The following is a 25047-nucleotide window of genomic DNA, read 5'->3' as shown; positions in this document are numbered from 1 at the left end:
ATTGGTCTAATCAGACTGACTCTGTTTGCCAGGAAGAATATTTTGTAAAAAGATTACTGTCTTATCCTTACCATGTGCAGCTCTCCATTGTTTCAACCTTTTCTGCAAACAGCGTAATTGCTTCCCATTATAATTCCCATGATACTTTTCTGTCAAATATGCTAATATCTGAAGTTTTGACAAAAAGATAACCAAACTTATAAAGTATGATATAAATACGCTCAAATACAAAATGGTTTTTAGTGTGTATGATTATGCAAGAAATGTTGCAAGAAATAAAAAATTTTCCCCTATAATCAAGATGTGGTTTTAGAATTAATACTATCACTAGTAACTAATGATAGCGTTAAAGCAAGATCTGTTGTTGAATTAACAACTAATAAATATTTTCAGCGTAGTTGGTCAAGTGTATACAGAGCTATAGAGAATTTTTACTGTGCTCGTGATGAATCATTAAATATAAGAGATGAGCAACGTTTTAAGACTCGAGAAGATATAGAAAAATACTTAATAAGTAAACTGATTAATGAGGGTAAAAACTTACTGCAAATAGATACTACAGTGAGTAGCAAGAAAGATTCCAAGAAAGCAATTGATCGTACATATATTAGACAGAATGCTAATAACCGACCAGTTGCGGGTTATGAATATAGTGTAGTTTGCATCGGTGCTCAGCCTAAATGGTCTGTACCAATATCTATAAATAGAGTAAAATCAGATGAGAATAAGTATAGCAAAGGTAGCAAACAAATAATGAAAATTGTTAAGCAAATACCACAAAAGGCTCTAAATATAACAGTAGGTGATGCAGGTTATAGCGCTCTATCTTTCATTCACCCGCTGCACAATGAAGCAAATACGGTAACAATAACCCGCCAAAGAATTAATCGCAGTATTTACAAAATATATATAGAGGAGCAAAAAACAAGAGGTCGTAAAAGATCTTATGGAGCTAAGATTTCTTGTAGTAGTTCTGATAATTTACTGATTCCAGATACAGAAGAAACTGTAGTAAAGGCTACAAAAAATGGTGACATATCAATTAGTATTTCACTATTTAAGAATTATCTAATCAAGGGCAAGAAACAGCATATCATGTCTGATAAACCGCTGAATTTTATTCAGGTTAAGGTGTTAGATGCATCAGGAAATAGGAAATATAACAGAGATTTATGGTTATGTGTTTCTGGCCAACAAAAAGATAAAATCAGTGGTAAAGAAGTATATGAATACTATAGACAAAGGTTTGATATTGAGCATTTTTTTAAATTTGGTAAGTCAAAATTATTGATGGATAAATTTCAAACGAATGATCCAAATAAAGATGAGGATTATATGTTATTCGTAATGCTAGCGTACAACATATTGTATCATGCACAATCTTCAGTTAAGGCAAGAAAAGTAAGGGCATGGGATAAAAAAATCAATAGCAATATGTTGTCTCCAAGTGAAGTTTATAGATCTATGCCACAAATTGCCCTTGAAGAAATATTAGAAAAGTCTATATCCAGAGGGATACCAGATCATAGAAATATTAGAAATAATCATCAGGTCAAACCATTTGCACCAGTAATACGCAAAAGTAATAAACACGGTAAGTTGGAAATTACAATAAAATCAAGTTTTGATGGAAGTAACCAAATTACCAAAACCTCATTTAATAAAAAGCTAGAATTACCAAATAATATTAGTAAGTATAAACCAGCAATATTAGACAAAATTGCTACAGTTTTTGACACATTATGTACCCAAATAGAATAAATAAATTTTGTTATTACTAAAAAAGTATAAAAAAATTGGAATACATTTCTCCTTATGGAAAGGATTTTGTCAAAACTTCAGTAATATGGTAGTTGCTTGCAACTCCGGTGCTGATTCTAGCATTGATTCTATTTCATCCCAGTGCTTCACAAATGGATCCTTACGTGTCCTATATTTACGTATTGTGCGTAATTCGCTTGGATACTTATTAATACGTAAATACTTACGTGCCGTTTTTACACTCATACCTGCTTTTGCAGCAGAAATTATCTGATTATATTTTTTGATCTTTTGCATTAAAATACCTACTTGGTTATTTGTACATGTCATCAGTAATTCTCGAATAATATTTAAATATTTAAAAATAAATTTTTATTCGATTTTACTGTCCATAGTTACTTCTTTTTTATAGGTAATTTTAATGTTCGTTGAGGGTAATTCTAATATTCGTTAGTCATCATATTACAGATTTACTAAATAGCCAGACTCAAACTGTTTGTTCAGTAAAAATTAATCAACCAATACTGTCTGAATATGATCAATTACATTGCTTGAAAACAATGGAGGTTGCATGAGTAAACAGATAATAACTCCGCAACCGCTAAATAATTTACTCAAGAACCTTTGCTTACCTACTTTTGCATCGTGCTATAAATCAGTTGCAGAAAGCTTTGAGCAAGAAAAGAAAACATATACAGGAGTTTCGCACTTAGCAAAATTGTGTATTAGTTAGAAGCCATTTAATGTTGTTCTGAATTGATGTTTTTATAACTTCCCAAGTTTGTTGATATAAAGTAATGTTTTCATTTATCCTCCTTTTGTTCATATCAAGCCAGGCCAATACAGCAAGGCAAATATGATTTCTTTGAGCTCGACCCGTGCGTGCCTGACAGCATTCAATACCACAAGTTTGTTTCAATTCTCGATGATAAACTTCTATAGACCAACGCGCCTTAACAATTTTCTCTATTTGCTCACGTGTAGGATTCTCTAAATTAGTTGTTATGTAATCAATGCGACCATTTTTTGCCACAAACTTAAATACCGTAACCCAACCGTATCCACGTAGGTGAATTTTTAGCCCTTCATCGGGAATCTCTAAAGTTTCCAAGCTAACATTACGATTAACTTTTCTATTTTTTCTTAGGTTGGTAACCCATATCCAACCTAAATTACGTATATGTTTTAAATTATCCAAACCACTATACCAAGCATCCATAACTATAGCATCAGGCTTGATACCTCTTTCTTTAGCTAGTCTATCCGCCAAAAACACTTCAAATCCTGATCATTTGTAATGGGATAGAGTTTTGACAACAAATTGCTAAGATTTTCAATAAAAATTAATAAGTTATGTTAATTTTTACTGATACATTTCTGTGTTGGTCTAATTTTGATATGGAGCTATTGTTAACGATTTTTTATCGTTCATCTAGTTTTTGCATGATGATATTTTTGATTTATGTGGAGTTAGACACGATTTGTAAATGATTTGCAATGCATCGTAAATTCAAACCAATAGCAGAGATTATTGGATTGATAATATCTCCTATCATACCTTTCAAGAAGTTTCTACCCATCCGACCATATTGCTTTAAGTGACCTATTATTGGTTCTATGGCACTGCGTCTCTTGATCATAGACTTGTCCTCTTGTAACAACTTCTTCCGCGTTTTTGGGGTATATACCTTACTCTTCTCCTTTACATTGCTACCACTATACCCAAGATCAACAAATGATTTCTTTATCTTGATTCCAGTGACACTCTCTACTGCTTCAAAGCTCTGATGCAATGTATGACCATCATAAGGATTATTATGAAACGATTTTGCGGATAAAACAAAATTTCTACGACCACTTACTACTACCGCTACTTTATTGCCAAACTCATATGGCTTGTTGCGTTTTCCCTTTCCTATACACTCTACTTCAGGGGCATGAAAACTATATAATACTTTGTTATCTTCTTTATATTGCTTTTTAGCTTCTCTTTTTAAAACAGATTGGTTATGTATTTGTTTTATTTTTTGCAATACTTCTTGATTTTTGAGAGACAAGTTTAATTGCTTATTTTTGATCTCACGCTCACATACTCTAATCAAACGACCCAGTAATATTTTTAAATGCTTCATTATTTTCCAACGCTTCTTGGCTTTACTATGTTCTTTATATTTCCATAGCTTTACTATATCGCGTTTATAGGTTCTAGCGTATGTTTCATTCAAATGTATACCCAAACTGTTGCAAAGCTTTACTATGCTAAGCCTAGCTTTATCCATTAAATAAACATCGTGTGGGTGTTTGATATTCTTAATTTGTACAGTCGTATCAGCGATGATTAATCTCTCAGGGTTTAATTCCCCGAAGCTCTGCTTCGTGATATCATAAGAAACAACTAAAACTTTTTTAGATACCTCGTAGCTCTGCTGCGAGGAGCATCATTTCCAAATCTTTTTTTTTAATTGTGTTAGTTTTTATCCCAACCCTGATCAACTCCGATAATATCTCATTATATCCAGCTTCACCTAATACACTACGAAACCGTCGTATACTAGTTTCCGAGATAGCTATGTCTTTTTCTATATATTCCCACCCGCAGAAATACTGCCAATACATATTCTCTTTTAGCTCTTCCTCTGATAATGAATCTGAAAAATTATACATTGCTTGTAGCATCGTTATGCCAAGCATCACTCTATGACATTTTCTATTTCTACCAAATTTCTTAATACAAACATTTTTTGATAACCACTCTTCGAGCCTAGACCAATTTATTAATTCTCTTAATTTATATAGCTTATTATTTGGGTTTAATTCTTCTTTTAATTTATAACCAAACAGTTTCCCTTGTTCTTGCGATTTGATAATGTTGTCTATTGGCATTGACTGAAATCCATAAGGTTTATGACCATATTTTATCATTTTCTTACGGATTGTTGTATTACTTCTTGTCTTAAAACCATATTATCTATAAGGCTTGTAGAGTTTTGGCGGACGGACTAGCTAAAGTAAGCATATCACAAAAATGCTCGTTCTTTGTTTTACCATCAGTTTCTTTATCATATATTCTATAATCTACAGGAGTAGATTGATCAATTTGAGTATTGTAATGCAGTAAGTTTACCATTCCTATACCAGGTATAACATCATGTACAGCCCCAGAATATTGATAATTTACAAGCTCGATCCTCTTACTGTATTGCTTTGACAATAAGGTGTCATCTCCCACTAATAAACAAGGATCTTCCAGATCAATATATTTTGACACTTTGCTATAGATTTCGCTAGGGCGAAAATCCTTACTCTTTAACCATCGACTTGCACTATCGTGCGATAGATCTAATGGACTTACTTCAGATAATGCTTTGCTAGTATATCTTACACTACTTGCTTGTAAGAATGATTTATATAAATCTTTGCTACATTTTGATCTTGTCATTTTTATCTAAAACTATTTTTCTCTAGATTAGCATATTATTTGCTAAGTGCGAAACTCCTGATATATAGATTATCTACAGGAGTTAGCCATACGTGAGTTAGAACATAGACAACAACAACGTATTGCCAGATTGCTGAAGCAAGCAAAACTCTCTCGAGATAAGTTATTAAGCAACTTTGATATTAAGCGTATCCCAGGATTATCGCCAACTAAGATCCAATATCTTGCACAAGGAGAATTTATGGATCGCTATGAAAATATACTTATTTTTGGTAATCCTGGCACTGGCAAAAGTCATCTTAGTATAGGTTTAGCACGTGAGTGGTGTCTTGCTGGTAGACGTGTATTATATACAACAGCAGCTAATTTGGTTCAACAATTACTAGAAGCAAAGCTTAGTTTAAAACTTAAGCAAATTATTAAAAAATTCGATTATTGTGAAATATTGATAATTGATGATATATCATATGTACCATATAATCGTGAAGAAACTGATGTTTTATTTACCTTATTAGCTGAACGTTATGAAATGCGTAGTGTATTAATTACTAGCAATTTAGTTTTTGCAAAATGGAATACTATTTTTAAAGATGAAATGACTACGTCAGCAGTTATTGACAGATTGGTTCACCATTCTTCAATTCTTGAACTCAATACTGAAAGTTATAGAATCGCTACAGCTAAAGGCAAAAAATTAACTATAAAATCGGAGGATAATAATGTAACACTTTAGACAATATTTTTTACTCAAAAATGGGTAATTTTAATATTCGTCATGGGTAATTCTAATGTTCGTTCATCACCCTTTTGTATTTGAGCGTATTTATATCATAACTTATAAGTTTGGCTATCTTTTTGTCAAAATTTCAGTAATTCTAGTAAACCTAATTTTGGCTTTATTATTTTTTGATTTAAGTGCATTGTGACCTTCCATTTTTTTATCTGTATTTTTAATACATTATTTTTAAATAACTGAAGTTTTGACAAAAATTCTAATTTTTCTGACTAAAGTAAAAATTTATATTTAAAGTTAAATATTTAGTGCTTTTATCAGCTTAAAAGCGATATTTCTACAATTTAAAGTAAATTATTGGATATATAATACAAATTATAGATTGATACACTCGCCACTTTTTTTAGTTAATCTCTCAGGGTTTAATTCCCCGAAGCTCTGCTTCGTGATATACTACTTGAATGGAAGAAAGCAGTTATATACATAAGAGTCATAATGTCACAGTACTCATATATCATTTAGTAACGCCGGCAAAGTATAGAAGAGTAATATTCAATCAAGAACTAGATGATTATTTGTGTAAAATTTGTGAGCACATAGAAGATCGTTATGAAATTATAGCTAACGCGGAAAGGTTTTTACCATAGTTTTTGTATTTACTCACATATTCACCAGATCTAAATCCTATTAAACATTGCTGGACTAACTTTAAAAACTGTTTACGTAAAATTATTGATCAATGCCTAAGTTTTTCCTAATCTGTGGTAGAAACATTTCCGTGTTAGCTATAGATTTTTAGAAATAGGAGTAGATAAAGATCACGTACATTTTTTATTACAGTCAATACCAATGTATAGCCCAACAAAAATAACTCAAATCATAAAAAGTATTACTTCTCAGAAAATGTTTGAGAAATATCCAAATCTTAAAGAAAAATTATGGGGAAGTGAGTTTTGGAGTAAAGGATATTTTATGAGCACAGTAGGTAAACATGGTGATGAGCAGAAATTACGTAGTCCGTCCGCCAAAACTCTAAAAGCCTTATAGGCAATAGGGTTTTAAGGCAAAAATGCATAGTAAAATCCATAAGAAAATGAAAGGTTTTATATCAAAAGCTTATGGAAATACAAAAAAATGACAATAAAAAAATGAATGCATTTTGGGAAATAGTGTGGTTTTTAATACAAAAATTTAAAATCAGCCCTCAAAATTAGAGTAATTTGCTCTAAAATCGCACTATTTTTGGAAATTAGTGACACAAGTGATATTTTTTAGAGTTTTGGCGGAGGGACTACGTAATTATGTACAGAATCAAGGTTCAGGCAAACCTTCTTATAAAGTCTATCCGCCAAAAACACTTCAAATCCTGATCATTTGTAATGGGATAGAGTTTTGACAACAAATTGCTAAGATTTTCAATAAAAATTAATAAGTTATGTTAATTTTTACTGATACATTTCTGTGTTGGTCTAATTTTGATATGGAGCTATTGTTAACGATTTTTTATCGTTCATCTAGTTTTTGCATGATGATATTTTTGATTTATGTGGAGTTAGACACGATTTGTAAATGATTTGCAATGCATCGTAAATTCAAACCAATAGCAGAGATTATTGGATTGATAATATCTCCTATCATACCTTTCAAGAAGTTTCTACCCATCCGACCATATTGCTTTAAGTGACCTATTATTGGTTCTATGGCACTGCGTCTCTTGATCATAGACTTGTCCTCTTGTAACAACTTCTTCCGCGTTTTTGGGGTATATACCTTACTCTTCTCCTTTACATTGCTACCACTATACCCAAGATCAACAAATGATTTCTTTATCTTGATTCCAGTGACACTCTCTACTGCTTCAAAGCTCTGATGCAATGTATGACCATCATAAGGATTATTATGAAACGATTTTGCGGATAAAACAAAATTTCTACGACCACTTACTACTACCGCTACTTTATTGCCAAACTCATATGGCTTGTTGCGTTTTCCCTTTCCTATACACTCTACTTCAGGGGCATGAAAACTATATAATACTTTGTTATCTTCTTTATATTGCTTTTTAGCTTCTCTTTTTAAAACAGATTGGTTATGTATTTGTTTTATTTTTTGCAATACTTCTTGATTTTTGAGAGACAAGTTTAATTGCTTATTTTTGATCTCACGCTCACATACTCTAATCAAACGACCCAGTAATATTTTTAAATGCTTCATTATTTTCCAACGCTTCTTGGCTTTACTATGTTCTTTATATTTCCATAGCTTTACTATATCGCGTTTATAGGTTCTAGCGTATGTTTCATTCAAATGTATACCCAAACTGTTGCAAAGCTTTACTATGCTAAGCCTAGCTTTATCCATTAAATAAACATCGTGTGGGTGTTTGATATTCTTAATTTGTACAGTCGTATCAGCGATGATTAATTCCAAATCTTTTTTTTTAATTGTGTTAGTTTTTATCCCAACCCTGATCAACTCCGATAATATCTCATTATATCCAGCTTCACCTAATACACTACGAAACCGTCGTATACTAGTTTCCGAGATAGCTATGTCTTTTTCTATATATTCCCACCCGCAGAAATACTGCCAATACATATTCTCTTTTAGCTCTTCCTCTGATAATGAATCTGAAAAATTATACATTGCTTGTAGCATCGTTATGCCAAGCATCACTCTATGACATTTTCTATTTCTACCAAATTTCTTAATACAAACATTTTTTGATAACCACTCTTCGAGCCTAGACCAATTTATTAATTCTCTTAATTTATATAGCTTATTATTTGGGTTTAATTCTTCTTTTAATTTATAACCAAACAGTTTCCCTTGTTCTTGCGATTTGATAATGTTGTCTATTGGCATTGACTGAAATCCATAAGGTTTATGACCATATTTTATCATTTTCTTACGGATTGTTATATTACTTCTTGTCTTAAAACCATATTATCTATAAGGCTTGTAGAGTTTTGGCGGACGGACTATAAAGCATTTCAACAAAAACAGTTAAAGCTTTTTGGATAGATACCTCGTAGCTCTGCTGCGAGGAGCATCATTACTTCTAATATAGGCTCAACAAAAATTTACACAATCATTGCAAAAGACTCAAATGATGACGCAGTATTTAAGGTTTTATATCTGACAATTGATTATATTACCAAAAAATGGTCTATGCCTATCCCCAATTGGAATGAAGCTATGGCTCATTTTATGATCAAATTTGATGGTAGAATTTAATGGTTCACGAAATTTACACAATTGATGAGACAGAGCCAAATTAGAATTTTTGTCAAAACTTCAGTGATAAAAGTTCTGCTTTATTATCAGAATTTTTAAAACCAAGTTTTTCTGCTTTAAACTGTAATCTTCTAATTTCTAATCTTTCTTTTGCTAACTCTTTGCTTGTTTTATTCTGAGATTCTTTCAATAGTGTACGTTTACCCATATGAACCCTTTATATATCTGAAAGCTTCTTAGCCTCATCATTTGCAATTAAAGCCTCAATAAATTCATCTAACTGTCCGTTAATTACTTCATCTATTTTATAAAGAGTAAGATTTATTCGATGATCTGATACACGTCCTTGTGGAAAATTATAAGTACGTATACGCTCCGAACGATCCCCAGAGCCTATTTGCTCACGTCTATTATTGGCTCTTTCTTGATCTTTTTTCCTACGTTCTTCTTCATATATTCTAGCACGTAAGATCTTTAATGCTTTAGCTTTGTTTTTATGTTGGGATTTTTCATCTTGTAGTGCTACAGTAATACCGGTAGGTATATGTGTTATTCGGACAGCAGAATCAGTTGTATTAACGTGCTGCCCTCCTGCTCCTGAAGCTCTATAAGTATCAATTCTTAAATCTTTTTCTTCAAGTTTAATATCAACATCTTCTACTTCCGGAAGTACAGCAACAGTAGCAGCCGAGGTATGAATACGCCCCTGCGATTCAGTTTCCGGAACACGCTGCACTCTATGGACTCCTGATTCAAATTTGAGCTTAGAGAATACATCTTTACCTTTTATAGATGCTGAAACTTCTTTGTATCCCCCTATGCCTGTCTCATCAATAGATAATATCTCAAAACGCCAGCCTTTTAATTCCGCATACCTTTGATACATATTAAACAGCTTAGCAGCAAAAAGTGCTGCCTCTTCACCGCCTGTGCCTGCTCTAATTTCAATAATAGCACTTTTACTATCTGCTTCATCTTTTGGTAGTAAAGCTATTTTTACAGAACGCTCAAGAGGTGGCAAGGAATCTTCAAGATTGCGTATTTCTTCCTCAATCATTTCTAGAGTTGCCTTATCTAAACTAGGCTCTTGCTTAAAATTATTTGCCTCTTCAAGTTCAGCCTTAGCTTTGTTATATTCTTTAATTTTTTGGACAATATCTTCAAGGTCAGCATATTCCTTGGAAGCTTTAACAAATTCTTCCCCTCCAATTCCTGAGGATAGTTTTTCACTTAAATCCTCATATTTACCTAAAATTTTTGTCAGATTGTCCGAAAAGCTTGAAATGTTCATATTATTTTATTTGTGATGAGGTATCGTCATTGCGAACGACCGCAGGGAGTGCGGCAATCTCATGAAACAATATTAGGACTCCTGAGATTGCTTCGTCGAAACTTTCAGTTTCTTCTCGCAATGACATTGAATGAGACTATAATAACATTAAAGCAGGGCTTTCTATAAACCTCTTAAATGCAGCTAAGAATTCTGCTCCAACTGCTCCATCTACTACTCTGTGGTCAGCAGAAAGAGTTACGTCCATAATTGTTGCTATACTTATTTGATCATTTTTGACTATAGCACGTTTTGAGCTACTGCCAACGCCCATTATACAACTTTGTGGTGGGTTAATTATAGCATTGAAATTTTTAATACCATACATACCAAGATTTGAAATAGTAAACCCTCCGCCTTGGAATTCTTCGGGAGTTAATTTATTTTCTCTAGCTTTCTTGATTAGCCCTTTCATTTCACTAGACAGCTCTACAATATTTTTCTGGTCAGCATTTCTAATTATCGGAGTAACAAGTCCATTTTCAATCGCTACCGCTACTGAAATATCAACATTATTGTAGTATCTAATAGCATCATCCCCCCACGATGCATTAGCGTTCGGTACTTCTTGCAAAGCTTTAGCAGCAGCTAGGATAATAAAGTCATTTACTGATATTTTTGCGGATTTATCATCACCAAAAGACTTATTAATATCTTCTCTTATATCTAGTAACTTATCAACATTACATTCTATTGATAAATAAAAATGTGGAACTGTTTGTTTTGATTCAAGAAGACGCTTAGCTATAATTTTACGTATATTGTTATTAGGTGCTAAACGATATTCTTCAGAATTTCTACTAACTATCTTATTACTTAAGGCTTTTGAGCCGCCTTTATGCGATAATACATCTTGTTTGATTATTCTGCCATGCGGTCCACTACCTTTAATTTCTTTAAGTCTGACATTTTGAATTTTTGTGAGTCTTTTAGCAAGCGGTGAAGCAAACACCTTAATATTGTTTTGATCTGAAGCGGTCGTAATATTCTCTTCCTTAACGTTCTGAGGAGCTATAGTTTCAGCAGGTTTTGATATTTCTTCTTTTTTAGGTGAGTTACTGTTATTTTTCGCTATAAATTCTTCAATTCCAGATAATTCTTCCCCCTCTTCGATTAATACCGCTATTAACGAATTCACAGGCACGTTTTGACTACCTTGAGGAATAATTATTTTAGCAAGAATTCCTTCATCTACCGCCTCCACTTCCATAGTTGCTTTATCGGTTTCAATCTCAGCGATCACTTCTCCGGGATTGATTTTATCCCCTTCTTTTTTTAACCACCTTGCTAAATTCCCTTCCGTCATAGTTGGAGATAAAGCAGGCATTAAAAGTTTGATTGGCATAATTTATTATAGTTTTGATTGTTTTTGATTTTGGCGATTGTCATTGCGAGGAGATGCAACGCATCGACGTGGCAATCTCAGGAGGCTTAATAAGATTGCCGCGTCGGTTATTAAAATAACTTCCTGGCAATGACGTATTACACCTTATTGTCAAGGCTAACTATCATTATCATTTGTTTGCCTTCCATTTTAGCTTGCTGATCGATCTTAGCAAGCCCCTCTAATCCTACTTCTATACGTTTAAATAATTCCTCACCAACATCCTTATGAAGAATTTCTCTACCTTTAAACCATAAAGAGATTTTTACTTTATCACCATCTTTTAGAAATTCTTTTATTTTCCTTAGTTTAGTTTCAAAGTCACCTATACTAATATTAGGTTTGAATTTCATTTCTTTAAGTACGACTATTTTTTGCTTTTTACGTGCTTCATGTAAACGCTTTTTGCTTTCGTACTTAAATTTACCGAAATCTAAAATTTTACATACAGGAGGCTCAGCATTAGGCGATATCTCAACCAAATCAAGACCAACTCTTTCAGCCATATCAAGTGCTTGCCTAATATTTACGATGCCATGCACCTCGCCATTTTCGCCTACTAAACGAACCTCTCTAGCTCTGATTTCTCTATTAGCTTTAGGAAAATTATTTTTAGAAATAAAACTACTCCGTCTTACGTTGTTTTATATTGCATTTAACTTATTTTACTCTAAATTACAAGTAAATAAAATATTTTATCTTTATTTTTATATATTCTATTAAAAAAATGGGAAAGATATAATTAAACAAATACCGAATACCAATACAGCAACAATACCAAATATTGTTAGATAAATTCTAGTTAATTTAGCAACTTTTTCCTTTATTTTTAAATTTTGTAATTCTATCTCATGTTTATGAGCTTGCTCTTTTTGTGCCATATTCACTAACTTTTCTAAAGTACCTGGATAAATATTTTCATATTCGGTAACTGTATCAATTGGTGGCAATATATGCTCAAACTTTTTACGATAAAAATTTTTATCTATTTCATTAGAATGACAATTCTTAGCATAGCCTTTGTTTAATCTATTATTTTTTGTAAAAAAACTTTTAGTCTCTTTCATATTCTCTTATTATTTTTTGAAACGCACATGCTAAATTATCTCTTACTATCTCAAAATAGTCAAACAATGCTACTTCTTTCTTTTGCTCTATATTGTTGCTTGTTTTGAATATAGTCTTTAATTCATTAAAAATCACTTTTATAAAGCTTTGTTTCATTATTATATTAAATGTGAATTTATAAAATCTTTCTCGGGTATTACTGAAGTTTTGACAAAAATTCTAATTGTTCTGACTAAAGTAAAAATTTATATTTAAAGTTAAATATTGAGTGCTTTTATCAGCTTAAAAGCGATATTTCTACAATTTAAAGTAAATTATTTGATATATAATACAAATTATAGATTGATACACTCGCCACTTTTTTTAATCTCTCAGGGTTTAATTCCCCGAAGCTCTGCTTCGTGATATCATAAGAAACAACTAAAACTTTTTTAGATACCTCGTAGCTCTGCTGCGAGGAGCATCATTAAAAATTTTTTGTCAAAACTTCAGGTATTAGTGGTTCGCCCCTAAAATTTATAGCATTATTAAATTTATTGCAACAAGTTATAAAATTTTTATCACATCCTGATATAATTTTTATTCTCTAGCACCCTTAGCATAATCAGGTATAACGTCTTCTAATATAAACAAATCACCGAAACTACTTAAAACTTTTTACTACTAAAATTATTATCACAAAATATCATTTGACCACCGTTATAATAGCCATTTTCTTGATCTAAATTTTCTATTCTTAAACTTTCTTTTAGAATTTCTTTAATCTTATAGACCTGAATTCTGGATTAATCTAGGTTTGGAAGTAAGTATTTACAAGGGATAGAAGATACTCTATATAATTTTTAGCAAAAAAACAAGAGTATCCCCATGAAGAAAGATATTACTGCATTATTTTGTTTTGTCGATGATTTTTGTAAAATTAGCGAGCAGTGGATTAATAAAAATTTTTTGTCAAAACTTCAGTTTTTATGATTTGAGTTATTTTTGTTGGGCTATACATTGGTATTGACTGTAATAAAAAATGTACGTGATCTTTATCTACTCCTATTTCTAAAAATCTAATTTCATAACGATCTTCTATGTGCTCACAAATTTTACACAAATAATCATCTAGTTCTTGATTGAATATTACTCTTCTATACTTTGCCGGCGTTACTAAATGATATATTAGTACTGTGACATTATGACTCTTATGTATATAACTGCTTTCTTCCATTCAAGTAGTATATCACGAAGCAGAGCTTCGGGGAATTAAACCCTGAGAGATTAAGCTATAGCTAATAAAGAGGAATTTGTAGGAGACACGAAGCACAGCACCGCAGCGTACACTTTAGTACGTGAGGATGCGGGCATCGGATCGACGCCCAAATTACCTTTAGAAGCAAGTTAGGCAATAGGTCTATTAGTAACGGCTAAAAATTCAAGGTTTTTAATTATCAAATTTGTCTCTTCTAAAACTTCTCTAATGATGCACTCTTCAAAAGTTTCACCAAATTCTAAATGCCCACCTGGATTGCCATAAGTAGATTCGCCATGCGAGCTAATACGTTTACCAAGCAAAATCTCATTTTTACTATTAAATAGGATAATACCTATACCAACACGCGGGTAGTTAGTCATAAATCCACTTCCTTATAAATAGTGCGATAGAGATTGGAGGTTTTTAATAAATGAGCGTGCGTTCCCTCGGCTTCTATTGCTCCTTTATCTATTATCAAAATATTGTCGGCTGATTCTATGCTGCTGATGCGGTGGGCGATTGATATAACAATTCTTCCTTTCATTATATCCCTAATAGAGCTTAATAGCTTCTGCTCGCTTTGACTATCTAAAGCATTCATTGCTTCATCGAGAAGTAGAATCTGCGGTTTGCGTAGTAAAGCCCTTGCTAAGGCTATTCTTTGCTTCTGTCCGCCTGATAGCCTAACACCTTTTTCACCGATTTTAGCATTAATCCCATCAGGAATTTTATCAGCAAAATCAGCTATACCGGTAATTTTTATTATTTCGGTTATTTCCTCTTCGCTAGAATCATTACCAAACATAATATTTGATTTAATAGTACCAGAAAAAATACTAGCCTCTTGTGGAACATAAGCAATTAATTTACGGATTTCGTTAGGGTTTAAAAGAGCAATATCTTGGTTATTTACCAGAATTGTACCGCTTTCTTGGATATAAAAGCGTAATAGTAGCTGCATCAAGGTACTTTTACCTGAGCCTGATCTGCCAACGATGCCAATAAACTGAGTAGAATCTATTTTAAAAGATATATTGTTGATGATCTTTAAATTAGGTCTTGATGGGTATGAAAAATTTACATTTTTAAACTCTAGCGATATAGAATTAACGGGCTTTAAATTCGAATAATTATTATGATTAACTATAGGGGATTTATCAATGATGGTAACTATTCGCTCTAAAGCAGCAAGCGGCAAGTGCATCTCGCTTAATAGCTCAAAAATACCACCACTACTAAAGCCGGCAATAATTGCATAATAAATGAATGATATAATTTGACCGGAGGATAAATTACCTTTTACTATATCCAAAGCCCCAATCCAAATAACCAGCGTAACCCCAAGAAATATAAAAGCCATTGAGAATGCAAAAAACAAAGCACGAATTTTTAAACGAGCTGCCGAATAGGTCAAATAATCTTGCAGCAGATTATTAAACTCAGTAATTTTAGCTGCCTGACCTCCAAAAGCATGGATGGTTTTGATATTACTAAAACTTTCGTTAATATCAGATGCTAAAAGTGATTGAGATTCTAAGGTTTTTTTGGATAAAGCTTTAACGTGCTTACCAAATTTGATTATGGGAATTAGCAGCAAAGGAATGGTAATAATTACTATCGATGCTAGTTTAAAACTTTCAAAAAACATTAAAATAATGCTACCAACTAACATCACTGAATTGCGAATAAAAAAAGATAGGAAATTAATAATAAGCTTAGATATTTGCTCTATATCATTCGTTAGGCGTGAGATTATATCGCCGATTTTTAGCTCTTCAAATTCAGTAATTTCATAATTAATTAGATTGCTATAGGCTTCTTTTCTTATTTGACTCGAGACTTTCTCAGCAACATTATTAATAAAATACGAACGGAAAAAACTAGCAATACTTAGGATAATAATAAGCAGGCAGATATATAATATGGATTTATCAACTGCCGCAGTGCGATCTAAAACCAAACCCTGATCAACTAAATTTCTGAAAACATTCCCGATTAGCAATAATGCAAGCGATACGCTAAGAAGAGAGATTATAACAATGATCAAATCTTTTTTATAGAATCTTAAGTTTCTAGCCAGTCTATATAAAAGTTTGGTGTTCATAATACTATGTTAAAGCAAAAGAAATAATAGAAAATGCTTCAAAATAAAGTTATTTAAGCAGATTTATTTTTGTAGGCTTGCCATTCGTTCCAGCAATTTTTAGGATTAATATCTTTATATCCTCTAGATATTTCAAGCTTTCTAGCTCTATCTTTACTGACTAATATACCAGTCGCATTATCACAAATATTTAAAACTTCTTCTTCAGCTAAAGGTAATCCTTTATTATTTTCTGATGATGCTCCTCGCAGCAGAGCTACGAGGTATCTATCCAAAAAGCTTTAACTGTTTTTGTTGAAATGCTTTATAAGAAGGTTTGCCTGAACCTTGATTCTGTACATAATTACGTAATTTCTGCTCATCACCATGTTTACCTACTGTGCTCATAAAATATCCTTTACTCCAAAACTCACTTCCCCATAATTTTTCTTTAAGATTTGGATATTTCTCAAACATTTTCTTAGAAGTAATACTTTTTATGATTTGAGTTATTTTTGTTGGGCTATACATTGGTATTGACTGTAATAAAAAATGTACGTGATCTTTATCTATTCCTATTTCTAAAAATCTAATTTCATAACGATCTTCTATGTGCTCACACATTTTACACAAATAATCATCTTTGAATATTACTCTTCTATACTGTGCCGGCGTTACTAAATGATATATTAGTACTGTGACATTATGACTCTTATGTATATAACTGCTTTCTTCCATTCAAGTTAGTATATCACGAAGCAGAGCTTCGGGGAATTAAACCCTGAGAGATTAATAACTGTAGTAAAAAAGACAACCTCAAGTTCTGAATCTGTCACCGTGTTTATGGAATTAATAAATATATATGGGGCGAGTGACGGGAATCGAACCCGCGACCCTCAGAACCACAACCTGATGCTCTAACCAACTGAGCTACACCCGCCATAAGTTATAAAAGTAACAGCGTGACTTTAAATTATTATCACTATTTAGTCAAGAATATTTAGGAGTAATAAGATTTATTTTAGGAAAGTAAGTTTTATAACGACTTATATCTCTTATTAATAAGTCTATCTTTAATATACTTGCATGAGCACCGATAAAAAAATCTGGTAATATTGAATTTTTAATCCCACCATTTAATTTATATTTTTGAAAAGCTTTTCCTGCTAAAAATAACACCTCTTTAGACATAGGAGTAAGTCTAAAATCATCTATTATAACTTCTAATTCTTCTATTCTTTTAAACCCAATGGATATTTCAACCTGAATTCTGGATTAGCTAATTTTGAGATATAGCAGGTTTGTTAGGTTTCATACAGTATGCAATTAGGGCGGATAAGATATGTACAAAGGCATTCCAAATTGATCTATGTCTTGTATGTTCGATCTCGAAAGCACCCTTCAGCACACTAAATATTGTTTCGATAATTGAGCGTTTGCGTAATAATATTTTTTCAAATCATGGCATAAGTTTATTCTTCATTTTCTTCTTTATGCCAGTTACTAACTTGATTCCTTTGCTGTATAGATCATCAAAGAGCTCCTGTTTGATATAACCCTTATCGCCAAACAATAATCCCGTGATATGTTTGGTGATTATCGAAACCGGCGCTCTATCATCTACATTACCAGGCGTTAGTTTTAGACCTTGAATCTCACCTTTTTCGTTAATAACCAAATGTAATTTTAGACCCAAAAACCAACTTTTTGTTGTTTTACCCAAAGCAGCAATACCGGCAAAGACTTTATTACGAGAGATTCTTTTTCGATGACAAACCTCTAAAGATGTGGCGTCAATATAAGAAACTCCCGTAGATTGAGCTGCCTGCATATACCATTCAAGTAATAAAACTAAATAACTCAGAACTCTTGGTTTTAGAGCTATAAAACGAGTATATGATGGAAGAGTTACAAAGTCTGATTTATATAATTGTAGATAGGACATATAAAAATATTTAAAGTTTTTACAAGGTGATTGATGGTATAAAAGCACTATTGTTAACAGCTCAGAATAGCTTATTTCAGGCTTTCTTGTAGGGTTTTTATTAATCTCTCAGGGTTTAATTCCCCGAAGCTCTGCTTCGTGATATCATAAGAAACAACTAAAACTTTTTTAGATACCTCGTAGCTCTGCTGCGAGGAGCATCATTTAATGGTAGAAATGATTTATTAATCCACTGCTCGCTAATTTTACAAAAATCATCGACAAAACAAAATAATGCAGTAATATCTTTCTTCATGGGGATACTCTTGTTTTTTTGCTAAAAATTATATAGAGTATCTTCTATCCCTTGTAAATACTTACTTCCAAACCTAGATTAATTATGGGCAGCATAACAATGCTGAACTACGGAAAGTTACGGAGCTAGTAAAAGAGTATAATGTCAAGCAACATAAAATTGTCAATATAGACTTAAGAGCTTTCGGTGGTTCTGCTCTTACTGATGATGATATAAAAGTTCCTCATTATCACGACACGAAAGAGCTACCTGAAGATGTGCCGGTTACCTATGTACCTGCCCGTAATACAATTTTTTTAAGTTACGCATTAGGGTTTGCCGAAATAATATGCTAAGGATATTTTCATAGGCGTTACTAGCGATTCAGCAAATTATCCTGATTGCCGCCCTGAATATATCACATCTTTTGAAGCAATGGCAAATCTAGCAACCAATATAGGCGGAGTTACTATTCATACTCCTTTGATTAATATGACTAAAGATCAGATAATTAAAACAGGGCTTAGGCTTGGAGTAGATTATAAAAATACCATATCTATGTTATGATCCTAGCGAAGATGATCTATCTTGCGGCACTTGCCTTGCTTGCACAATAAGGCTTGATGCTTTTAAAAAGAATAATGTACAAGACCCTGCAAAATATTTATGATTGATAGAAAATATTTATACTCCCCCTTTCCTACGCTTGATTTAGATGATATAATATTAAGAGAGTTAACGGGCATGGATGCTGAAGATTATTTTAGTTATATGAATAAGCCTGAAATGGCTCTTTATATAACAGAAAGTAACAGACCAAAAACTTTAGAGGAAGCTAAGGAAGAAATTCGTTATTGGTCTAGTTTATATAAGAATCACAGAAGTTTTTACTGGGGTATTGCACTTAAAAGTGATAATAAACTTATTGGTACTGCCGGTTTTAACATAATAAATTTAGAGCATCATAAAGCAGAAATCAGTTATGATTTGGATTATAGCTTTTGGGGGCAGGGTATAATGTTAAAATCCATAAAAAATGTTTTGAAAATTGCCGATCATATTGGAATTGTCAGAGTTCAAGCAACAGTAATTACAGATAATTTACGCTCAATTAATTTACTTGAGAGATGCGGCTTTGCACGTGAGGGAATACTTAAAAAATACGAAATAGTTGCAAATGAGCATAAGGACTATTATATGTATGGTAGGGTTTTGTAACAAAAATGTCATTGCAAGCCACTGAAAGTGGCGTGGCAATCTTATGAAAATGTCCTTAAGATTGCATCAAAGCTATGCTCCTCGCAAGGCATTGTTGTGTGGATCGGTTTTCCAGTTGTCATCCCGCGACTTGATCGCGGGATCCAACTTAAAATACTAAAATTATTAGTACTTTTTACTGTTTTCTGGATCCCGTGGACAAGCCACGGGATGACACCGAGAACGCTTTTTGATCCACGCAACCAATGACGGGAAATTGATCCATACATAGCATAACAATTAGTATAAACATAAAAAAAGGAAAATTGATGGTAGTAGAAGCTAATAAAAAAGAATTAATTTGTTCATTCTGTAGCAAAAAGCAGCATGAGGTGAAAAAGTTAATAGCAGGTCCTGCGGTATTTATTTGTGATGAATGTATAAATTTATGCATGGACATAATGGAAGAAGAAAGTAAAATAGCGTTAAAGCAGATTACTTCCACTATTCCAACTCCGCAAAAAATATGTTCAGTTGTAAATGATTATGTAGTTGGTCAAGAACAAGCTAAGAAAGTTTTAGCAGTAGCGGTATATAATCATTATAAAAGGCTTGAATATGTCCAATCAGGCAATAATGATGTTGAGCTTAATAAGTCTAATATTTTGTTAATTGGTCCTACCGGTTCTGGTAAAACTTTACTTGCTCAAACACTTGCTAAAATTTTAGACGTACCTTTTACTATGGCTGATGCTACCTCTTTAACGGAAGCTGGTTATGTTGGTGAGGATGTGGAAAATATTTTACTTAGATTACTTCAGGCTGCCGAGTTTAATGTGGCTAAAGCACAAAAAGGTATAATATATATTGATGAGGTTGATAAGCTTGCTAGAAAGTCCGAAAACCCTTCAATTACTAGAGATGTGTCAGGGGAGGGCGTACAACAAGCACTACTTAAAATTATGGAAGGCACTGTTGCTTCTGTTCCTCCGCAAGGTGGTCGAAAACATCCACAGCAAGATTTTGTGCAGCTCGATACCTCAAATATTTTGTTTATTTGCGGTGGTGCTTTTATAGGAATGGATAGCATCATAACTTCTAGAACAAATAATAGTTCTATAGGTTTTGCAGCAAATGTAAATATTGACAAAGAAAAAATTAACAGAGAGATTCTTAAATCTTTAGAGATTGAGGATCTAACAAAATTTGGATTAATTCCTGAATTTATCGGAAGATTACCAATCGTTACAACCTTAGATGATTTAGATAAAGAAGCTTTAGTTACAATTTTAACTAAGCCAAAAAATGCTATAGTAAAGCAGTTTAAAAAACAATTTGAGCTTGATGAAGCTGAGTTAATAGTTGAGGATTCTGCATTGGAAGCTATTGCTGAAAAAGCTTTAGCTAAAAAAACTGGAGCAAGAGGTCTTCGTTCGATAATTGAGCATCTTTTACTTGATAGCATGTATAAAGTGGCTGAGCTGAAGAAACAGCGTGTTACTATTACAGAAGATGTAGTTAAAGGACTAATAGAGCCAATAATTACTTCTATTATTACCCCAACAGCAAAAACAAGTAAAAAGCAAGCAGCTGTTGAAGACATACCGGCTTAAGGTGGGTGTAAGTGTAGAAGTCAAGATTTGATCTTACAGACACTATAAATTTCGCACCTGATTGTCAGTTAAATTTTGACTGTCAGATACACATTCAAGATACAAGATTTCATTATTCTTGTCAACAGCTAATTTCTTACTATCCTGAAAAGTTTGCATAGGAGTTTTACCATAACAATATTTACCAGAATGAGGTCTTTCATTATTGAAATGCTCTAACCAAATATCAAGATCTAATTGTAAATCATCAAGATCTGTATAAATCTTTTTTCGCATAGCCGTATCAAAGAATTCTTGTTTCATGGTTTTATTAAAACGCTCACACATACCATTTGTTTGGGAAGAATATGCCTTAGTTGTAGTATGTTCTATACCTTCTATGCTAAGAAATAACTCAAAAGCATGATGCTCTATATTCCCCTTATATTCTGACCCATGATCTGTAACTGAAGTTTTGACAAAAAATTTTTATTAAAAAAAGTGGCGAGTGTATCAATCTATAATTTGTATTATATATCCAATAATTTACTTTAAATTGTAGAAATATCGCTTTTAAGCTGATAAAAGCATTAAATATTTAACCGCATAGCGAAAATCTAGGGAGTTTGCTCCCTAGATGGATAGCGTTATAATATAAGCGTTGGCATATTATAATTTAGTAGAATGGAATTGAGGCGTAATAGTCATCATGTTTTTAGAATAATGTATCACTTTGTGTGGATACCAAAATATCGTCATAAAGTGTTTATTGAACCTTATAGAGAAAGCTTAAGGTTAATCTCTCAGGGTTTAATTCCCCGAAGCTCTGCTTCGTGATATCATAAGAAACAACTAAAACTTTTTTAGATACCTCGTAGCTCTGCTGCGAGGAGCATCATTAGACGAGGTTTAATTACTCTTCTCTTACTACTAAGACTGATATACTAGAGTGACGAACGATTTTAGAGGCATTAGGACCAAGCATATAATCTCTTAGCTGCGGTCTAACTGCTGAGATTATTATTAAATCAGCTTTGATATCATTGGAACGCTTAATTATTTCATCATAAACAGCACCGCTACCTATGTAATAATCAGCTTCAATTTCATCTGGTACATATTGTTTTATAAGCTCTTTTACTTGAGTTTGATATTTTGCTTTTTTTTCTGCAATCCAATTTTTAGGTAAATAATCTTCGACCATTTTCATACCAAAATCAGAAATCACATATATAAAATGTAGCTTTGCTTGAGAAGCGGTTGCAAACATTAAAGCTTTAGAAAGAAGAGCTTTCACAGACTTTTTATCTGCTAAGTCCATAGGTATAAGTATATTTTTAAACATAGTATTTCTATATAATACTCTAATAAATAGTTATTCTCTATTTCTGACCGAATCATGTTTTGGTAAAACAAAGTTTTGAGTATCGGCAAAATAGTTAATGTTAATATTGTTCAATAAATAATTAGAAAGTTTAAAACTTGCAACATTTCTATGAAAAGCACCAATAAATTTATCTAGCATATTAGAATCTACATCATTTCTAGTTACTAAAATTGCTGATACTTTTACAGTTGTTTGATCATCTGTAATACCTGGATATAAGCCTTTATGAAGCTCCGCTTTGCGAAAAGCTCTATTTTGTTGTATTAATTCTGCTATTTTATCGTTTTCAATTGAAACAAAATCAATTTCACATCTATTAGCAATTAAATTCACTAAAGGATTTGGATGTCCAACCATCATGATTATAGCATCTATTTCTTTTTGGCAGAATTTATCGATAGAATCTTCGTAATTAATATCAGTATTTATTGGTTCTTTAGCAAATTTATATAGAGAACACATTGCATCATAAGTAATATTGCTGCTGGAATATTCTGGACCACTAGTTATTCTTTTTCCATTAATATCAGCAAAAAACTTTATCTTATCCTCATCTTTTACGATAACTGTAAAAAATTCATCATGTAAATTTAGTAGCTGACGTAGATTTTGCATTTTTTCTTTATCGCTATAATAACCTATCCCATCATATGCTTCTACTGCAATATTTGCCTGTACTAAAGCTAAATCGATTTTACCTCGTTGCAATAATTTTAAATTTTCAATACTACCGTTTGTTGCTACAACTTCGCATACTATATTTTCATTATTTTTTTCATATCCTATAATTGTTTTGCATAAATCAAGACCTATAGAATAATAACCTTGCAAAATAGAGCCAGTACCAATCTTAAAAACTTTTTGCTTTTGATCAGCATAAATATCACTACATGTAAGAATTATACTAAAAACAAAGCTATATAATACTAATTTAAGGTTATTCATATAATTAATTTGCATGATTTTCAGGCTGCTGTTCTTCTTTACTATCGCCAAGTTTTAACTCAAGTAAATTAATAGAGCCGATATTTATTCCTTTTTCAGAAAATTCAACATCAAACTTAGCTTTTTCTATATTAGAATAATCAGGATTTAAGTTATCTGATGCTTTAACTACAGCTTCATCGGAAGCTTTATTAACTGCTTTAGCAATAAGTGTTTTAATAAACTTTTTAGAAAACATAATATTATTAGGTAATAACTTATCAATCATAGAGTGATAATTTTCAAGCTCAAACGATAACTTACCTTGCGGTAATTTATTAGCAAAAAATTGTAAAGCACCATTTAGATTGATTTTAGAGCTATGATCACAACTAAAAACAAATTTTTCTATATTAAAATTTTGTAAAATAGCAGAATTTTCACCATCTGGGGTAAATTTTAATAAAGCAGCAATATCTAAAGTAGCATTTTTAAAATTAGCTATATTCTTTTCAGAATCATAATTCATATTTAAAATCAATGAAATATCTTCGCTATCTGCTAGATTTTTCTTAGCAATAAAGAAAGCTAAATCATTAATTTTAAAAATCTCTTCATCATCTTTGAATATTAATAATGATTTATTATTAAGCTGAATCGATTTTATTACTTCTTTTAGATCATCATCTTTCGATATTTTATATAAAGGTTTATTAAATTTCCCTATTCCTTTTATATCCTCTTTACTACGCATATCATAGGTGAATGTTTTATCGCCGTAATTATCCACTTCTTTAATAAATGGTCCAAAATTCAAAGTAGCTTTTTTAGTACTAAACTTAATATTTAAAACAATATTTTCACTTGAAAGCTCTTTAGAATTTACATGATCTATTAATTTTACTTTTGGATCTGTTATAGTAATTTTCCAGTGAAACGGATATCCTGAAAATTTAACTGTATTATAGGATATTTTAAGATTATCCGATTCAGAATTCTTAATTAAATTTATCACATTATTTTTTAAAGTATAAGCAGCAGCAAACCATACTATAGTAAAGGCTAAGAAAACAAAAATAAGTATTTTACGTATCACTTTTTTAATCCATCATTTTATGTTACGAGTAGCAGACGGGATAGGTACTTTTATACCGTCTAATTTTTCAGTTAAAATAATCTGACACCCTAATCTAGAAGTATCCGTAAGACCAAAGGCTAAGTCAAGCATATCTTCTTCTTCTTCCTTAGGTTTTTCTAATTTGTTGTAAAATTCTTCCTCTAAAATAACATGACAAGTAGCACAGGCAAGAGAACCTTCACAAGCACCCTCAAGATCTATGCCATTACTATGAGCAACTTCTAAAATAGAAAGCCCTAGCGGTGCCTCTATTATTTTCTCTTCCCCATTATTTATAACAAATATAACTTTTATTGTTTTTGACATTATCCTCTT

25 protein-coding genes, 1 tRNA gene and 13 pseudogenes are annotated in these 25047 nt (G+C 32.0%); 12 read left to right on the top strand and 27 right to left on the bottom strand.

All coding sequences use genetic code 11. The features are described 5' to 3' along the window. Positions 1-6 precede the first annotated feature (6 nt). Positions 7-183 (bottom strand): hypothetical protein, encoded by a 177-nt coding sequence (locus tag AAHI98_RS11250; protein WP_342225900.1) that lies wholly within the window; start codon positions 181-183, stop codon positions 7-9. A 120-nt stretch (positions 184-303) separates the two neighbouring features. On the opposite strand from AAHI98_RS11250, the gene AAHI98_RS11245 reads away from it, so the two are divergent. Continuing rightward, positions 304-1761, top strand: a complete 1458-nt coding sequence (locus AAHI98_RS11245) for a transposase (RefSeq protein ID WP_342224664.1) — start codon at positions 304-306, stop codon at positions 1759-1761. A 69-nt stretch (positions 1762-1830) separates the two neighbouring features. Here AAHI98_RS11245 and AAHI98_RS11240 read toward each other — a convergent pair whose 3' ends face one another. Beyond that, entirely contained in the window at positions 1831-2091 is a 261-nt protein-coding gene (locus tag AAHI98_RS11240; RefSeq protein ID WP_342225899.1) for a hypothetical protein, read from the bottom strand. A 241-nt stretch (positions 2092-2332) separates the two neighbouring features. Here AAHI98_RS11240 and AAHI98_RS11235 point away from each other — a divergent pair, with 241 nt between their 5' ends. Next, positions 2333-2494 carry a hypothetical protein gene (locus AAHI98_RS11235; RefSeq protein ID WP_342225898.1) on the top strand — a complete coding sequence of 54 codons (162 nt, stop codon included), beginning with the start codon at positions 2333-2335 and terminating at the stop codon, positions 2492-2494. On the opposite strand, the pseudogene AAHI98_RS11230 reads toward AAHI98_RS11235, so the two are convergent. From AAHI98_RS11230 to AAHI98_RS11215, 4 genes and pseudogenes are all read right to left on the bottom strand, one after another. Then, positions 2471-3019 (bottom strand): annotated as a pseudogene (locus tag AAHI98_RS11230) (transposase); the annotation flags it as partial. The gene AAHI98_RS11235 and the pseudogene AAHI98_RS11230 overlap by 24 nt on opposite strands. A 202-nt stretch (positions 3020-3221) precedes the next feature. Then, positions 3222-4040, bottom strand: coding sequence for a hypothetical protein (locus tag AAHI98_RS11225; protein WP_342224702.1), 819 nt, complete (start codon positions 4038-4040; stop codon positions 3222-3224). 127 nt (positions 4041-4167) lie between these two features. Next, positions 4168-4683 (bottom strand): transposase, encoded by a 516-nt coding sequence (locus AAHI98_RS11220; RefSeq protein WP_342224890.1) that lies wholly within the window; start codon positions 4681-4683, stop codon positions 4168-4170. A gap of 79 nt (positions 4684-4762) precedes the next feature. Then, positions 4763-5200 (bottom strand): annotated as a pseudogene (locus AAHI98_RS11215) (IS701 family transposase); the annotation flags it as partial. Positions 5201-5264: 64 nt separating this feature from the next. On the opposite strand from AAHI98_RS11215, the gene istB reads away from it, so the two are divergent. The 3 genes and pseudogenes from istB to tnpA (AAHI98_RS11200) all read left to right on the top strand — a co-directional run. Beyond that, on the top strand, positions 5265-5933 hold the full coding sequence (gene istB / locus AAHI98_RS11210) for an IS21-like element helper ATPase IstB (RefSeq protein ID WP_342226196.1): 669 nt from the start codon (positions 5265-5267) through the stop codon (positions 5931-5933). 461 nt (positions 5934-6394) lie between these two features. Further along, positions 6395-6550, top strand: a pseudogene (locus AAHI98_RS11205) (transposase); the annotation flags it as partial. A 178-nt stretch (positions 6551-6728) separates the two neighbouring features. Beyond that, positions 6729-6980 (top strand): annotated as a pseudogene (gene tnpA / locus AAHI98_RS11200) (IS200/IS605 family transposase); the annotation flags it as partial. A 495-nt stretch (positions 6981-7475) separates the two neighbouring features. On the opposite strand, the gene AAHI98_RS11195 reads toward tnpA (AAHI98_RS11200), so the two are convergent. Next, complete coding sequence (locus tag AAHI98_RS11195) at positions 7476-8837, bottom strand: IS5 family transposase (RefSeq protein WP_342224717.1); 1362 nt, start codon at positions 8835-8837, stop codon at positions 7476-7478. Between the two features lie 204 nt (positions 8838-9041). On the opposite strand from AAHI98_RS11195, the pseudogene AAHI98_RS18700 reads away from it, so the two are divergent. Next, positions 9042-9170: pseudogene (locus AAHI98_RS18700) on the top strand (IS256 family transposase); the annotation flags it as partial. A gap of 52 nt (positions 9171-9222) precedes the next feature. Here the strand turns inward: AAHI98_RS18700 and AAHI98_RS11190 are convergent. The 7 genes and pseudogenes from AAHI98_RS11190 to AAHI98_RS11160 form a co-directional block, all read right to left on the bottom strand. After that, positions 9223-9378, bottom strand: coding sequence for a hypothetical protein (locus AAHI98_RS11190; RefSeq protein WP_342225895.1), 156 nt, complete (start codon positions 9376-9378; stop codon positions 9223-9225). Between the two features lie 9 nt (positions 9379-9387). Further along, a complete protein-coding gene (gene prfA / locus AAHI98_RS11185; RefSeq protein ID WP_342225894.1) occupies positions 9388-10461 on the bottom strand; it encodes a peptide chain release factor 1 in 1074 nt (357 codons plus the stop codon). A gap of 136 nt (positions 10462-10597) precedes the next feature. Then, a complete protein-coding gene (locus AAHI98_RS11180; RefSeq protein ID WP_342225893.1) occupies positions 10598-11845 on the bottom strand; it encodes a pyruvate dehydrogenase complex dihydrolipoamide acetyltransferase in 1248 nt (415 codons plus the stop codon). A gap of 137 nt (positions 11846-11982) precedes the next feature. Next, positions 11983-12468, bottom strand: coding sequence for a translation initiation factor IF-3 (gene infC / locus AAHI98_RS11175; protein WP_342226195.1), 486 nt, complete (start codon positions 12466-12468; stop codon positions 11983-11985). A 135-nt stretch (positions 12469-12603) separates the two neighbouring features. Then, positions 12604-12951, bottom strand: coding sequence for a DUF2335 domain-containing protein (locus tag AAHI98_RS11170; RefSeq protein ID WP_342225892.1), 348 nt, complete (start codon positions 12949-12951; stop codon positions 12604-12606). Beyond that, on the bottom strand, positions 12938-13108 hold the full coding sequence (locus AAHI98_RS11165; RefSeq protein WP_342225891.1) for a hypothetical protein: 171 nt from the start codon (positions 13106-13108) through the stop codon (positions 12938-12940). Before AAHI98_RS11165 ends, AAHI98_RS11170 begins: the two co-directional genes overlap by 14 nt. Positions 13109-13418: 310 nt before the next feature. Continuing rightward, positions 13419-13585 (bottom strand): annotated as a pseudogene (locus AAHI98_RS11160) (phage BR0599 family protein). Positions 13586-13819: 234 nt separating this feature from the next. Here AAHI98_RS11160 and AAHI98_RS18695 point away from each other — a divergent pair. Continuing rightward, positions 13820-13912, top strand: a pseudogene (locus AAHI98_RS18695) (IS982 family transposase); the annotation flags it as partial. A gap of 1 nt (position 13913) precedes the next feature. Here AAHI98_RS18695 and tnpA (AAHI98_RS11155) read toward each other — a convergent pair. After that, a pseudogene (gene tnpA / locus AAHI98_RS11155) lies at positions 13914-14168 on the bottom strand (IS200/IS605 family transposase); the annotation flags it as partial. 57 nt (positions 14169-14225) lie between these two features. Here tnpA (AAHI98_RS11155) and AAHI98_RS11150 point away from each other — a divergent pair. Next, a pseudogene (locus AAHI98_RS11150) lies at positions 14226-14339 on the top strand (palindromic element RPE1 domain-containing protein); the annotation flags it as partial. Between the two features lie 14 nt (positions 14340-14353). Here AAHI98_RS11150 and AAHI98_RS11145 read toward each other — a convergent pair. The 7 genes and pseudogenes from AAHI98_RS11145 to AAHI98_RS11115 all read right to left on the bottom strand — a co-directional run. Then, positions 14354-14572, bottom strand: a pseudogene (locus AAHI98_RS11145) (nucleotide triphosphate diphosphatase NUDT15); the annotation flags it as partial. Continuing rightward, positions 14569-16296: an ABC transporter ATP-binding protein gene (locus tag AAHI98_RS11140; protein ID WP_342225890.1), complete on the bottom strand. Its 1728-nt coding sequence runs from the start codon at positions 16294-16296 to the stop codon at positions 14569-14571. The gene AAHI98_RS11140 and the pseudogene AAHI98_RS11145, both read right to left, overlap by 4 nt. Before the next feature lie 53 nt (positions 16297-16349). After that, positions 16350-16571 (bottom strand): hypothetical protein, encoded by a 222-nt coding sequence (locus AAHI98_RS11135; RefSeq protein WP_342225889.1) that lies wholly within the window; start codon positions 16569-16571, stop codon positions 16350-16352. Further along, positions 16564-17013, bottom strand: coding sequence for an IS200/IS605 family transposase (tnpA, locus tag AAHI98_RS11130; RefSeq protein WP_342225888.1), 450 nt, complete (start codon positions 17011-17013; stop codon positions 16564-16566). The genes AAHI98_RS11135 and tnpA (AAHI98_RS11130) overlap by 8 nt, the downstream gene beginning before the upstream one ends. Before the next feature lie 125 nt (positions 17014-17138). Next, positions 17139-17215 (bottom strand) — tRNA-His (locus tag AAHI98_RS11125). A 50-nt stretch (positions 17216-17265) separates the two neighbouring features. After that, entirely contained in the window at positions 17266-17466 is a 201-nt protein-coding gene (locus tag AAHI98_RS11120; protein WP_342225887.1) for a hypothetical protein, read from the bottom strand. Positions 17467-17554: 88 nt separating this feature from the next. Continuing rightward, positions 17555-18515 (bottom strand): annotated as a pseudogene (locus AAHI98_RS11115) (IS982 family transposase). 80 nt (positions 18516-18595) lie between these two features. Here AAHI98_RS11115 and AAHI98_RS11110 point away from each other — a divergent pair. From AAHI98_RS11110 to clpX, 3 genes and pseudogenes are all read left to right on the top strand, one after another. Continuing rightward, positions 18596-19164: pseudogene (locus AAHI98_RS11110) on the top strand (7-cyano-7-deazaguanine synthase); the annotation flags it as partial. Then, a complete protein-coding gene (locus AAHI98_RS11105; RefSeq protein ID WP_342225886.1) occupies positions 19161-19712 on the top strand; it encodes a GNAT family N-acetyltransferase in 552 nt (183 codons plus the stop codon). The pseudogene AAHI98_RS11110 and the gene AAHI98_RS11105, both read left to right, overlap by 4 nt. 308 nt (positions 19713-20020) lie before the next feature. Beyond that, positions 20021-21304 carry an ATP-dependent Clp protease ATP-binding subunit ClpX gene (gene clpX / locus AAHI98_RS11100; protein WP_342225885.1) on the top strand — a complete coding sequence of 428 codons (1284 nt, stop codon included), beginning with the start codon at positions 20021-20023 and terminating at the stop codon, positions 21302-21304. Positions 21305-21346: 42 nt separating this feature from the next. On the opposite strand, the pseudogene AAHI98_RS11095 reads toward clpX, so the two are convergent. Beyond that, positions 21347-21751: pseudogene (locus tag AAHI98_RS11095) on the bottom strand (integrase core domain-containing protein); the annotation flags it as partial. A gap of 216 nt (positions 21752-21967) precedes the next feature. Here AAHI98_RS11095 and AAHI98_RS18195 point away from each other — a divergent pair. Next, on the top strand, positions 21968-22120 hold the full coding sequence (locus tag AAHI98_RS18195) for a transposase (RefSeq protein ID WP_410526235.1): 153 nt from the start codon (positions 21968-21970) through the stop codon (positions 22118-22120). A gap of 76 nt (positions 22121-22196) precedes the next feature. Here the strand turns inward: AAHI98_RS18195 and AAHI98_RS11090 are convergent, their stop codons facing one another. From AAHI98_RS11090 to AAHI98_RS11075, 4 genes are read right to left on the bottom strand one after another with little or no spacing between them, the layout of a single operon-like run. Beyond that, complete coding sequence (locus AAHI98_RS11090) at positions 22197-22628, bottom strand: universal stress protein (RefSeq protein ID WP_342225884.1); 432 nt, start codon at positions 22626-22628, stop codon at positions 22197-22199. 30 nt (positions 22629-22658) lie between these two features. Then, positions 22659-23615 (bottom strand): TAXI family TRAP transporter solute-binding subunit, encoded by a 957-nt coding sequence (locus AAHI98_RS11085; RefSeq protein ID WP_342226194.1) that lies wholly within the window; start codon positions 23613-23615, stop codon positions 22659-22661. Positions 23616-23619: 4 nt separating this feature from the next. Next, positions 23620-24690, bottom strand: coding sequence for an RP198 family tick cell line-upregulated protein (locus tag AAHI98_RS11080; RefSeq protein ID WP_342225883.1), 1071 nt, complete (start codon positions 24688-24690; stop codon positions 23620-23622). Positions 24691-24702: 12 nt separating this feature from the next. Then, on the bottom strand, positions 24703-25038 hold the full coding sequence (locus AAHI98_RS11075; protein WP_342225882.1) for a ferredoxin family 2Fe-2S iron-sulfur cluster binding protein: 336 nt from the start codon (positions 25036-25038) through the stop codon (positions 24703-24705). Positions 25039-25047: the final 9 nt, after the last annotated feature.

The sequence above is a fragment of the Rickettsia endosymbiont of Urophora cardui genome, from assembly GCF_964030725.1.
GTDB lineage: Bacteria > Pseudomonadota > Alphaproteobacteria > Rickettsiales > Rickettsiaceae > Rickettsia.
This window is presented reverse-complemented; position numbering and strand designations above follow the sequence as displayed.